At 72.2% G+C, this 13,001-nt stretch carries 5 protein-coding genes; 3 read left to right on the top strand and 2 right to left on the bottom strand.

Going from position 1 to position 13,001, the window contains the following annotated elements:
* Window positions 1–316 precede the first annotated feature (316 nt).
* Both ABD343_RS28520 and ABD343_RS28515 read left to right on the top strand, forming a co-directional pair.
* On the top strand, window positions 317–5,320 hold the full coding sequence (locus ABD343_RS28520; RefSeq protein ID WP_344532198.1) for an NAD-glutamate dehydrogenase: 5,004 nt from the start codon (window positions 317–319) through the stop codon (window positions 5,318–5,320).
* Between the two features lie 105 nt (window positions 5,321–5,425).
* Complete coding sequence (locus ABD343_RS28515) at window positions 5,426–7,525, top strand: hypothetical protein (RefSeq protein ID WP_344532197.1); 2,100 nt, start codon at window positions 5,426–5,428, stop codon at window positions 7,523–7,525.
* Here ABD343_RS28515 and ABD343_RS28510 read toward each other — a convergent pair.
* Complete coding sequence (locus ABD343_RS28510; RefSeq protein WP_344532196.1) at window positions 7,483–9,255, bottom strand: glycosyltransferase family 2 protein; 1,773 nt, start codon at window positions 9,253–9,255, stop codon at window positions 7,483–7,485. The genes ABD343_RS28515 and ABD343_RS28510 overlap by 43 nt on opposite strands.
* Window positions 9,252–11,663, bottom strand: coding sequence for a glycosyltransferase (locus ABD343_RS28505; RefSeq protein ID WP_344532195.1), 2,412 nt, complete (start codon window positions 11,661–11,663; stop codon window positions 9,252–9,254). Before ABD343_RS28505 ends, ABD343_RS28510 begins: the two co-directional genes overlap by 4 nt.
* A 213-nt stretch (window positions 11,664–11,876) precedes the next feature.
* Here ABD343_RS28505 and ABD343_RS28500 point away from each other — a divergent pair, with 213 nt between their 5' ends.
* On the top strand, window positions 11,877–12,989 hold the full coding sequence (locus ABD343_RS28500) for an acyltransferase family protein (RefSeq protein WP_344532194.1): 1,113 nt from the start codon (window positions 11,877–11,879) through the stop codon (window positions 12,987–12,989).
* Window positions 12,990–13,001: the final 12 nt, after the last annotated feature.

Below are 13,001 nucleotides of genomic sequence, written 5' to 3'. Positions count from 1 at the left end.
CCAAGGGGGCTGTCCGGGGAGCGGGCCGCGAAGCCCCATGCCAGAACGCATAAGTCAGTCTCCGGGTTTTGTACACATAAGGCTCATGACGGGCCTAGGGTGCGGGGAGATAGCCTTACCTACGTGATCAGCGCGATATTCACCGGAGGCGCCGCCGACAGGCCGCCCTCCGCCGAGCGCCCGCAGCGCGACAGCGCACGGGGCGCCGCTGGTCGTATCTCCCGGCACAGCGGCGGATCCGAGTGGACCCGTGTCCCGATGCCGTGCCATCACCATCCCGACGTCACGCAACGGCGCGCGACAGGAGCCAGAGGACATGCAGACCAAGCTGGATGAAGCAAAAGCCGAGCGGCTGGCAGAGGCCGCCCGGGTGGCTGAACAGAGCCCGGCCGGGGGCCATCACCCGGTGAAGGGGCTTGAGGACGACGCACTCGCCGCGTATCTCCAGCGCTACTACCTGCACACCGCGCCCGAGGACCTCACGGACCGTGACCCGGTCGACATCCTCGGGGCAGCTCTCGCCCACTACCGGCTGGCCCAGGAGCGTCCGCAGGGCACCGCGAACGTACGCGTCTACTCCCCGTCCGTCGACGAGAACGGCTGGTCGTGCACGCACACCGTCGTCGAGGTCGTCACGGACGACATGCCCTTCCTCGTCGACTCCGTCACCAACGAGCTGTCCCGGCAGGGCCGTGGCATCCACGCCGTGATCCACCCGCAGATGGTGGTGCGCAGGGACCTGACCGGCCGCCTCCTGGAGGTGCTCTCCACCGGCAGGGAGGAGCCCGCCACGGCCGCCGAGGCCAAGGCCGCGCGCGAGGAGCTGCCGCACGACGCGCTGACCGAGTCCTGGATCCACGTCGAGATCGACCGGGAGACGGACAGGGAGGACCTCAAGCAGATCAACGGCGATCTGCTGCGCGTCCTCTCCGACGTCCGCGAGGCCGTCGAGGACTGGCAGAAGATGCGCGGCGCCGCGCTCCGTATCGCCGACGAGCTGCCCGAGGAGCCGATCGCCGACGATCTGCGGGACCAGGAGGTGGAGGAGGCCCGCGAGCTGCTGAAGTGGCTCGCCGACGACCACTTCACGTTCCTGGGCTACCGGGAGTACGAGCTGGATGTCGAGCGGATCCCCTCCGAGGACGACGGCGAGGAGCTGATCCTCGCGCCCGTCCCGGGCACCGGGCTGGGCATCCTGCGCTCCGACCCGCGGCACACCGCCGAGGACGGCCACCCCGTCTCGCCGTCCTTCAACCGGCTGCCGGCCGACGCGCGCGCCAAGGCCCGCGAGCACCGGCTGCTGGTGCTGACGAAGGCCAACAGCCGCGCCACGGTCCACCGTGCCTCGTACCTGGACTACATCGGCGTCAAGAAGTTCGACGCGGACGGGAATGTCGTGGGGGAGCGCCGCTTCCTCGGCCTGTTCTCCTCCGCCGCGTACACCGAGTCGGTGCGGCGCGTGCCGGTGATCCGCCGCAAGGTCGCCGAGGTCCTGGACGGCGCCGGGTTCACGCCCGACAGCCACGCGGGGCGCGATCTGCTCCAGATCCTGGAGACCTATCCGCGCGACGAGCTGTTCCAGACCTCCACCGACCAGCTCCGCTCGATCGTCACCTCGGTCCTCTACCTCCAGGAGCGCCGCAAGCTGCGGCTCTACCTGCGCCAGGACGAGTACGGGCGCTACTACTCCGCGCTGGTCTATCTCCCGCGCGACCGCTACACGACGGGCGTCCGGCTGCGGCTCACCGACATCCTCACCGAGGAACTGGGCGGCACCAGCGTCGACTTCACCGCGTGGAACACCGAGTCGGTGCTCTCCCGGCTGCACTTCGTCATCCGCGTGACGCCCGGCGCCGAGCTGATCGAGCTGACGGACGCCGAGGTCGACCGGATCGAGGCGCGGCTCGCCGAGGCCGCCCGCTCCTGGGCCGACGGGTTCAGTGAGGCGCTGGTCGCCGAGTGCGGCGAGGAGCAGGCGGCCGAGCTGTCGCACAAGTACGCGCACGCCTTCCCCGAGGGGTACAAGGCGGACTTCCCGCCGCGCGCCGCCGTCGCCGACCTCCAGCACATCGAGCGCCTCGCCCGGAACGGCCGGGGGAGCGAGGAGGGCGGGATCGGGGGCGACTTCGCGCTGAGCCTCTACGAGCCGGTGGGCGCGGCCGCGGGCGAGCGCCGCTTCAAGATCTACCGCACGGGTGAGCCCGTCTCGCTCTCCGCCGTCCTGCCCGGCCTCCAGGCCATGGGCGTCGAGGTCGTGGACGAGCGTCCGTACGAGCTGCGGTGCGCGGACCGTTCGGCCGCGTGGATCTACGACTTCGGGCTGCGCATGCCCGCCTCGCAGCGCAAGGACCTCAACGAGGAGACGCGTGAGCGCTTCCAGGAAGCGTTCTCCGCGATCTGGGAGGGCCGCGCCGAGAACGACGGGCTGAACGCGCTGGTGCTCTCCGCCGGGCTCTCCTGGCGGCAGGCGATGGTGCTGCGCGCGTACGCGAAGTACCTGCGACAGGCGGGCAACGCCTTCAGCCAGGCCTACATGGAGGACACCCTCCGGCGGAACGTGCACACGACGCGGCTGCTCGTCAGCCTGTTCGAGGCCCGCCTCGACCCGGGCCGTACCGCCGCCGGGCACGAGCTGACCGACGGGCTCCTGGAGGAGCTGAACGGGGCGCTGGACCAGGTCGCGAGCCTCGACGAGGACCGCATCCTGCGCTCGTTCCTCACCGTCATCCGGGCCACCCTGCGCACCAACTACTTCCAGAAGGACAGCCGGGGCGAGCCTCACTCGTACGTGTCGATGAAGCTCGACCCCAAGGCGATCCCCGACCTGCCGGCCCCGCGCCCGCAGTACGAGGTGTGGGTGTACTCGCCGCGCGTCGAGGGCGTGCACCTGCGGTTCGGCAAGGTCGCGCGCGGCGGGCTGCGCTGGTCGGACCGGAAGGAGGACTTCCGTACGGAGATCCTCGGCCTGGTCAAGGCGCAGGAGGTCAAGAACACCGTCATCGTGCCGGTCGGCGCCAAGGGCGGATTCGTCGGCAAGAGGCTGCCCGACCCGGCCGTGGACCGCGACGCGTGGCAGGCCGAGGGCATCGCCTGCTACAAGACGTTCATCTCCGGCCTGCTCGACATCACCGACAACCTGGTGGGCGGCGAGGTCGAGCACCCCCAGGACGTGGTCCGGCACGACGGGGACGACACCTATCTGGTCGTCGCCGCCGACAAGGGCACCGCGACCTTCTCGGACATCGCCAACGAGGTCGCGGAGGCGTACGGCTTCTGGCTCGGTGACGCCTTCGCCTCCGGCGGTTCGGCGGGATACGACCACAAGGGCATGGGCATCACCGCCAAGGGCGCCTGGGAGTCGGTGAAGCGCCATTTCCGCGAGCTTGGCCACGACACCCAGACCCAGGACTTCACGGCGGTCGGCGTCGGTGACATGTCGGGCGACGTGTTCGGCAACGGGATGCTGCTCTCCGAGCACATCCGGCTGATCGCCGCCTTCGACCACCGGCACATCTTCCTGGACCCGAACCCGGAGGCGGCCAGCTCGTACCACGAGCGCAGGCGCCTGTTCGAGCTGCCGCGCTCGTCCTGGGCGGACTACGACAAGGACCTGATCTCGGCGGGCGGCGGGATCCACCCGCGCAGCGCCAAGTCGGTGCCCATCACCCCGCAGGTGCGCGCCGCGCTCGGCATCGAGCAGGGGGTCAGCAAGATGACCCCCGCGGATCTGATGAAGGCGATCCTCTCGGCCCCGGTGGACCTGCTGTGGAACGGAGGCATCGGCACCTACGTCAAGGCGTCCACGGAGTCGAACGCGGACGTCGGCGACAAGGGCAACGACGCGATCCGGGTGGACGGCCAGGACCTGCGGGTCAAGGTCGTCGGCGAGGGCGGCAACCTGGGCTGCACCCAGCTCGGCCGGATCGAGTTCGCCCGTAACGGCGGCAGGATCAACACCGACGCGATCGACAACAGCGCCGGTGTGGACACCTCCGACCACGAGGTGAACATCAAGATCCTGCTCAACGCGGTCGTCGCCGAGGGCGACATGACCGTCAAGCAGCGCAATTCCCTGCTGGCCGAGATGACCGACGAGGTCGGCGAGCTGGTCCTGCGGAACAACTACGCGCAGAACGCGGCCCTGGCCAACTCCTCGGAGCAGGCCTCCAGCCTGCTGATGGCCAATCAGCGGCACATGCGCAAGCTGGTCAAGGAAGGGCGGCTGGACCGGGGGCTGGAGTTCCTGCCCACCGACCGCCAGATCCGTGAGCGGCTCTCCAACGGGCAGGGCCTGACCCAGCCCGAGCTGGCCGTCATGCTCGCCTACACCAAGATCACGGTCACCGAGGCACTGATCGGTACCGAACTGCCGGACGACGCCTATCTCCAGCGGCTCGCGTACGCGTACTTCCCCAAGGCGCTGCGCGAGCGGTTCAGCCAGCAGATCGACTCGCACGCGCTGCGCCGTGAGATCGTGACGACGGTGCTGGTCAACGACACGGTCAACACCGGAGGCTCGACCTTCCTGCACCGCATGAAGGAGGAGTCGGGCGCCTCGACGGAGGAGATCGTCCGCGCCCACACGGCGGCGCGCGCCATCTTCCGGCTGGGCGACATCTGGGACGAGGCGGAGGCCCTGGACAACAAGGTCTCGGCCGAGGTCCTCACCTCCATCCGGCTGCGCTCGCGCCAGCTCGTGGAGCGCGGCACCCGCTGGCTGCTCAACAACCGCCCGCAGCCGCTGCTGCTGGCCGACACCATCGAGCAGTTCAGCGACCGCGTGGAGACCGTCTGGTCGGAGCTGCCGAAGCTCCTCAAGGGCGACGACCTCAAGTGGCACCAGAAGGTCTACGACCAGCTCTCCGGGGCCGGTGTCCCCTCCGACCTGGCGCTGCGCGTCGCGGGCTTCTCCGCCGCGTTCTCCACGCTCGACGTGGTCGCGGTCGCGGGCCGGATGGACAAGGACCTGCTGGACGTCGCGGAGGTCTACTTCGACCTGGCCGACCGGCTCGGCATCACGCAGCTCCAGCAGCGCGTCAGCGAGCTGCCGCGCGCCGACCGCTGGCAGTCGATGGCGCGCGCGTCGATCCGCGAGGACCTGTACGCGGCGCACCAGCTCCTCACCGCCGACGTCCTGGCGGCGGGGAACGGGAGCGCGAGCGCGGAGCAGCGGTACGAGGCGTGGGAGGAGAAGAACCACGCGATCCTCGTCCGGGCGCGGGGCACGCTGGACGAGATCCAGTCCTCCGACACCTTCGACCTGGCGAACCTCTCGGTTGCCATGCGGACCATGCGCACGCTGCTGAGGAGCAACCGGTAAGGACGTTCCGCCGGCCCAGGGGGCACCCCCGTTTGGCCGACCGGGACGCGACGTGACCTCGCCTCCCGGCCTACCGTGAAAGTTCGGTAGGCCGGGAGGTGTCGTTTGGCACGCACAGGCGCGCGCTCGCTGCGTGAGCTGGCCGCCCTCGGCGGCACGCTCGCGCTGCTGGCCCTGGGATACGTCCTGCAACTGCTGGGCATCGTGCTGTCCGGAGCGGCGCTCGTCGTCGCCGGGGCCGTGCTCGGGGTGCTCACCGACGTCCTGCTCCTGCGGTGGCAGCGCGGTGCCGCGAGGCGGCTGGGGCGGGCCCAGATGACGGCGCCCGTGCGCCAGTTGCTGCGCGACGCGCTCCTCCTGGGCGGCCTGGCGCGCCTGGACGCGCTGCGGCCCGACGGGAAGGGCGCCTGGCTGCTGGTGGCCGTCCTCGGCTGCTGGGCGCTGCACTTCCTGTGCCAGGCGGTGGCCGGGGCCGTACGGACGCGCCGCAGGCTCCCCTTCGTCATCCGGAACATCGACGCCACGGGCCTCGGACTGACCCCCGCGCCGCCCGCGCTGTTCGCCCGGCAGGGCACTCTGCGGCTGACGGCCGTGGGGGCGCTGGTCACGGCCGGTGCGGCCGTCTCGGCGGGTACGGGCGACGAGTCGGCGGCGGCGCTGGTGGCGAGCTGCTGCTGTGCCGTCCTGCTCGCGGGCACGGCCTGGCTGGGCACCTGGCTGCTGCCCCGCAGGCGGGTGGCAGACGAGGAGCGGGCCCTGGCCTGGCTGGACGGCTGGCTCGCGGAGTACCGCCCCACGGTGGCGCTCTACTTCTCGGGCGGCACCTCGTCCGCGTACCAGGCGAACATGTGGCTCTCCACCCTGGCGGCGCTGGACGGACAGCCCCTCATCGTGCTGCGCGAACGGTTCATGGTGCGCAAGCTCGGCGCCACGGACATCCCCGTCCTGTGCCTCCCCAAGGTCGCGCATCTGATGCGCCTGGAGCACTCGGCCCTGCGCGTCCTGCTGCACCCCGCGAACTCCGGCAAGACCTCGCAGGCGCTGCGCATCCCCACCCTCAAGCACGCGTTCATCAACCACGGGGAGAGCGACAAGCTGTCCTCGTGCAACCCGTACGCGAAGGCGTACGACCAGGTGTGGGTGGCCGGTGAGGCGGCGCGGGAGCGGTACCGGGCGGCGGACATCGGGGTCGAGGACAAGGACGTGGTCGAGGTGGGCCGCCCCCAGCTCGCGCCCATCCGTCCGGCCCGCCCCGGCCCGGCGCCGGAGATGCTGACCGTGCTGTACGCGCCCACCTGGGAGGGCTGGACGACCGATCCGGGCAACACCTCCGTCATCCTGGCGGGCGAGAACATCGTGCGGGCCCTGCTGGCCGACCCCGGGGTGCGGCTCCTCTACAAGCCGCACCCCATGACGGGTTCGGTCGATCCCCGCGCGCGCGAGGCCGACATGAGGATCCGGGAGCTGGTGACCGAGGCCAACGCGCGCCGTACGGGACCACGTCCGGGGCCGGAGACGGTGGCCGGGCTGGAACGGGCCGCCGTCGAGCTGGAGGAACTGACGCTCAGCACCGCGCGCCCGGGGGCTGACGAGGTGGAGCGCATGCTCGCCCAGTCCCGCCCCGAGCCCGGCCACGCCGACCGCGTCGCGCAGGCCACGGCTGCGTGGGAGGAGGCGTACTGGGCGTCCCTCCCGGACTGGGAGCACCAGGTGGTCACCGGACCCGGGCCGGGCATCTACTCCTGCTTCAACCAGTCGGACCTGCTGATCTCCGACGTGTCCTCGGTGGTCTCCGACTATCTGGTCAGCGAGAAGCCGTACGCGGTCGCCAACACCTCAGGGATGAGCGAGGAGGAGTACCGCACCGCCTATCCCACCGTGCGGGCGGCGGCCATCCTGACGCCCGCCGCCGAGGGCGTGCCGGAGCTGCTGGAGACCGTCCGGCACCCCGAACGGGACCTGCTCGCGGAGGCCCGCCGCGCGCTGAAGGTCCACCTGCTCGGCCCGGCCGAACCGCCCTCCCTCGCGCGCTTCAACGCCGCGTGCCTCGCCCTCGCCGCCGAGGCCGAGGCACGCAACGCCCGTCAGGCGGCCCAGGCGCGCGAGCTGGAGCCCGTCGACGCCGAGGCCGAGGTGGAGGCCGAGCACGAGCTGAACGGCTCTCAGGCGCTCGCTGAGGCGCTCGGCGACGACGACAGGCTCTGACCGGCGCCGGCGTCGGTCCGGTCCTCCCCGTCGCCGGTCCGCCGCTCCGTGGCCTCGTCCCGGGACTCGGTCTCGTCCCGGGGCTCCTCGAACTCCCGGTACTCATCGGGCTCCTGGGGTCCCTCGACGCGCAAGCCTCGGAGCTTCGGGGCGGTGATCCAGCCGCAGCTACTGGTCTGCGTCTTCACGTGCCAGGTGCCCGGCGCGAGCGGGCCGCCCTGGTCGGCGGTGGCGGGGTCGACGGTGAACTCCGTCTCGTAGCGCAGCGCGAAGCGCTCCGGAGCGCCGGTGCGTGACCCTGCCCCGGGGCCCGCCGTTCCGCGCAGCCGCCGGGCCACGCGGCCCAGGAGGCCTTCGTGGCGGTCCGCGCCCGTCGCGGGCTCGCCCAGCGGCACCGCCGTGAAGCGGTGCGTGCCCTTGACGGCGAGGGCTGTGCCGCCCTCCGCGTGGTGGAGCAGGCCGCGTGCCTTGCCGCCGGAGACGTCCTCCGTGAAGTCCGCCGCCTCGGCGACGCCGGGCACGGCCGTCACACTGGCGGGCAGCTCCCAGCGGTAGCCCTTCCCGTGCCGTACGAACGAGACGGGCTCGACGGGCGCCCCCGCGAACGCGGGGTGCACCAGGCGCGTGCGGCAGCGCACGGTGAGGCGTCCGTCGTGCCATTCGGCCGACTGCACCTGGTGCTCGTGCGCGATGCCCGCCTCGAACACCGCGAAGTCCTCCCAGGCCTGCCGGTCGCCGTGGCGGGCGAGCGCCGAGACGACGCGCAGCCTGGCGGGCAGATGGGCGTCCGCCTCCTCGGGGATGTCGGCGGCCAGCGCGCCGACCGCGTCGAACCAGGCGTACCGGTGCTCGGCGGGCTGGATGAGCAGACCGCGCCCCGTGAGGCGCCGCAGGCCCTTGTAGCCGTACCAGTTGGCCAGCAGCCTGTTGCGCAGCCGCCCGGACGGTACGCGCGTCTCCGGGGCGTCCAGTACGGCGAGGACCCTGCGGATGCTGTCGACGTACGGGACGGGGTCGATGCGCTGGTAGCTGATGTTGTGCTGGCCGTTGCTGTGCCGCACCCAGTGGTAGCAGGTGTAGTCGTGCACCGTGGAGACGCGGTCGGTCAGCAGATAGGCGCGCAGCATGAAGATGTGGTCCTCCAGGCGCACCTTGCCCTCGGCGAACCGCAGCTCCTTCTCGCGCAGGAACGCGCGCCGGAACAGCTTGTGCACGGTCATCGAGCCGAGCAGCGAGGTGTTCTCGCGCAGGCTCGCGCGGGCCAGGGGCTTGTCGAAGACCGCGCGGGGCGCGCCGCGGCCGTGCCCGGCCATACGCCCGATGACGACGTCGGCGTCCGTCTCGCGCGCCCGCGCGTGGAGCCGTTCCAGGGCTTCGGGGGCGAGCCAGTCGTCGTCGTCCACGTAGTGCACATACTCGCCGCGGGCGGCCTCGGTACCGATGTTGCGGGGCCTGCCCGGCCAGCCGGAGTTCTCGATCCGGATGACCCGCATGTTCCGCTCGCCGTCCAGCTCGCGCTCCAGGATGTCCGCCGTGTCGTCGGTGGAGCCGTCGTCCACGTAGATGACCTCGAACTCGTCGCGCGGGAGCGTCTGTCCGCGCAGCGCGCGCAGCCCGGTCAGCACGGTGGGGCCCGTGTTGTACGTGGGGATGACGACGCTGACCTTGAGCGTGTCCGGAGCGGGGTCGGGGGCCTGGGCCGGGGCCGGGGCCGTTTCCGGGGCTGTCACGCCGCCTCCAGGGTGGATCCGGTGGTGTCGGGTGCGGTGGTGGTGGGGCGGTGCGGGGCGGCTTGCTCCGGGGCGGGGACGGCGTGCTCCGAGGGCTCGCCGGGCAGCGGCTGGAGGCCGACGGCCAGGCCGTTGTCGAGCGTGAAGTGGAGCCGTACGCCGGTCTCGCTGTCGCCCAGCCGGGCGACGGGGGACACGTCGGTCTTCTTGCGGTCGGCCAGGTCGCCCAGCAGGCGCGCCATCCGTACGTGCTGCCCGTCCGGCCCCGGCTGCACCCAAAGGTCCCAGACGGGGTCCTCGTCCCGTGAGCCGAGGGCGGCGGGCAAGTCGTAGGGCAGCGCGAAGGTGAGCGTGCCGTCGGGCCCGGGCGGGGTGTGCGCGGGGAGCGAGAAGTTGTGTGCCGGGTCGGTGCGGGAGACGCCGATCAGGGACGCCTCCTCGGGCGCTCCCGCGGCGTCCCCGTGGAGCGCGGCCCGCACGGTGAAGGCGCGGCTGTCCAGGGAGACCGCGGTGACCTCGGCGTGGCCCGCGCGGCGCCACGCCCGTACGGCCAGATATCCGTCGGTCGTCGCGTACGGCACCCAGGGATTGAGACGTCCCTCCGTGTCGCGGGGGAGCGGCGGGTCGAGGGTGAGCAGCCGTGCCGTCTCGACGGTGCCCGCGCGCAGGCGGCGCCGCCTGCGGTCGCTGGCGCGCTCGACGTACGTGTCCCATCGGGCCTCGGCCAGCGCGTGCGTGCCGTGGCCGAGGCGGGCCTCCAGCCATCCGTCCACGGCCTGCTCGCGCGGCGGCAGGGGGACGCGCACGGGGGAGACGCCGGGGGAGTGGCGGGGGCGCAGCAGCAGGGAGCCGCCCTGCGGCGGCACCCCGTCGGCGGGCAACCGCACGGAGAGCGAGCCGTCCTCCTCGACGCGGACGTGGGCCTCGGCGAGCGGCAGGGGGCTGCCGGGCTCGCGCACCAGCCGCAGGACGGGCCGCAGCACGGTGGCGGCGACGCGGCGCGGGGTGAGCGGACGCCGTGTGCGCGCCGCGGCGGGCCTGCGGCGGACGGTCCGGGGCCCGGCGGTGGCGGCGGGCCGTGCGGGCCTCACGGGCGCCTCGGAGCCGCTCCTCGCCGCGGCCGGGGCGGCCGGGGCGGTCTGCGTGGCCGGGGTGTCCGGGGTGGCCGGGGCGGTCGTCGACGGCGCGGTGGGCACCTGGCGGGCCGCGGTCTCGACGGTGACGCGCTCGGGCCGTTCGGCGCGGATGCCGTCGATCAGGGCCTCGTACTCGGCGGCGATCCGGTCCGGCGCGTACCGCGCGGCCTTGTCGAGCGCGGCGTCCGCCATCCGGTGGCGCAGCGCGGGGTCCTCGATGAGCTGGAGGAGCGCGTCGGCGAACGCGCGTACGGAGATCTCCTCGTCGTCGCCGAGCGGCGAGAGCAGTCCGTCGCGGCCATTGGCGATGATCTCGCCGGGCCCGTAGGGGGCGTCGGTGCTGACGACCGGGACGCCGCAGTGCATGGCCTCGACCAGGGTCATGCCGAACGATTCGGCGTCGGAGGAGACGGCGGCGATGGCGCCCTTGGCCCATTCGGCGTCCAGGGGCGAGCGGGGGCCCATGAGGGAGACGCGGTCGTAGAGGCCGAGCTTGTTGATGAGCGCGCGGAGCGCGTCGTGCTGCCTGCCCCTGCCGTAGAGGCGGAGCTTCCAGTCGGAGTGCTGCTCGGAGACGAGTGCGAAGGCCCGTATCAGGCGGTCGTAGCGCTTGACCTTGATGAGGCGGCCGGCCGCGACGATCAGCTTGGCCTCGCCGTCGGAGGGCTCGACCTGGGCGGGCGGGACGGCATTGGGGACGCAGACGATCCGGGTGCCGGTCTCCAGGGCCTCGGGGAGCGCGTTGCGGTAGTCGACCGCGTCGGCGTAGGAGACGGTCACGAAGGCGTCGAGGGAGGGTATCGCCGCGTTCTGGTGCGTCCGTATGTGCGCGCGGTGCATGGCCTGGGTGAGGTGTTCCTGGCCGATGCGTATGTACCGGTCGCTGCCGTAGGCCGCGAGATAGTCGTTGATCTTGGGGCGGGTGCCGATCACGACATCCGCGTCGGTGTCCCGCAGGAACTCCTCCATGCGGACATCGCAGAGCCGGGTCGATATGCCCCGCGCGAAATGGTCGGTCCCTTCGGTGAAGCGTTCGCTCAACCGGTGATGGAGCGGGTCGTCACCGTCGTATCCCGGGGAGGAGCGCCTCAGGTCGATCAGGGGCGTCAGCCTGATCCGTGGATCGAACGGCAGGGCAGGGTGCTCCGCGCCCCTGCGGAGGCTGACGACCTCGACCTCGTGGCGCTCGGCGAGGGCCCGGGAGAGGTTCACCGTCGACCTGATCGTCCCGCCGATTCCGTAGGCGTTGTCCAGCAGGAACACGATCTTCATCGGGGCTCCGCATCTCTCGTCCTCAGGTGGTGCGCGGACCCGCACAGGGCAGCGCGATGTCCGTGTTGCGCCATTATTCCTGTGGGGTGTGAGAGGCGCGATATGGGGGTGTGCGGAGCGGTCGTGGGGCGATCCGCCGTTCTGTACCCCGTTCGGCCGCGCGGCGGCATTTCGCGCCGGGAGCGCGGTCGTACCGCGCTTACTGTCTGATCAATGGCCACCGAGATCGCGGACCGCGCAGGGCCGGGCACCGTGCCCGAGCCCCCGGAACGCGATGCCTTCCTCGACAACGCCAAGTTCCTGCTGATCGTCCTCGTCGTGGTGGGCCACGTCTGGCCCCTGGCCCTGGTCGAGGCGGTCCGCCCGGCCAAGGGCGCGTACCTGTGGATCACCGCCTTCCACATGCCCGCCTTCGTGCTGCTGTGCGGCTACCTGTCGCGGGGTTTCACGGGACGGCCCGACCAGGTGCGCAGGCTGCTCGCCGGGGTCCTGGCGCCGTATCTCGTCTTCGAGACGCTCTACACCGCGCTGGACTCCGCCGCCCGGGACCGCCCCTTCGCGCTGACCCCGACCGAGCCGACGTTCCTGTGCTGGTTCCTCGCCGCGCTGTTCGTCTGGCGCCTGACCGCGCCCGTGTGGCGGGCCGTGCCGTACCCGGTGCCCCTCGCCGTGCTGATCTCCCTCGCCGCGGGGACCACGACGCTCGGGTACGACCTGGCGCTGCCCCGCGTGCTGATGTTCCTGCCCTGGTTCGTGCTGGGCCTGCGGCTGCGCCCCGAGCACCTCGCGCGGCTCCGGGAGCCCCGGGTGCGCGGCTGGGCGCCGTTCGTGCTGCTGGGGGCCGCCGTGGGCGCCTACGTCTTCGCGCCCGGCACGAACGTCCACTGGACGTGGATGAGCCAGGGGTACGAGGGACTGGGGGCGGGACCGGTGCGGTATCTGCTGGCCAGGGTCGCGCTCTTCGCGATCGCCGCCGCCATGACCGCGGCCTTCCTGGCGCTGGTGCCCCGGCGTCGCACCTGGTTCACGGGACTGGGCGCCGTGACCCTGTACCCGTACCTGCTGCACGGCCTGCTGACATCGGCCGCCTCCGCCTGGGGATGGCACGCGCCGCTGCTGCCGTGGGGCCTGCCCGGAGCCGCGCTGCTGACCGCGATCGGCGTCGTCCTGGCGGTGCTGCTGTCGAGCGCGCCCGTACGGCGGCTCGCGCGGCCCCTGGTGGAGCCGCCGCTGCCGGGCCTGACGGGACGGACGGAACGGGAGAGCCGGCGGCGCTCATCCGGAAAGAGCGACCAGCCCGGAACGAGTGAACCGAGGACGGCGTGATGCACAGAGAGC

This window comes from Streptomyces albiaxialis (genome assembly GCF_039530985.1).
In the GTDB taxonomy this organism is placed as follows: domain Bacteria; phylum Actinomycetota; class Actinomycetes; order Streptomycetales; family Streptomycetaceae; genus Streptomyces; species Streptomyces albiaxialis.
This window is presented reverse-complemented; position numbering and strand designations above follow the sequence as displayed.

Excerpts from the sequence above, each read along its gene's own strand:
- ABD343_RS28520 (WP_344532198.1), top strand. The coding sequence starts at position 317 with ATGCAGACCAAGCTGGATGAAGCAAAAGCCGAGCGGCTGGCAGAGGCC.
- ABD343_RS28505 (WP_344532195.1), bottom strand. The coding sequence starts at position 11,663 with ATGAAGATCGTGTTCCTGCTGGACAACGCCTACGGAATCGGCGGGACG.
- ABD343_RS28500 (WP_344532194.1), top strand. The coding sequence starts at position 11,877 with ATGGCCACCGAGATCGCGGACCGCGCAGGGCCGGGCACCGTGCCCGAG.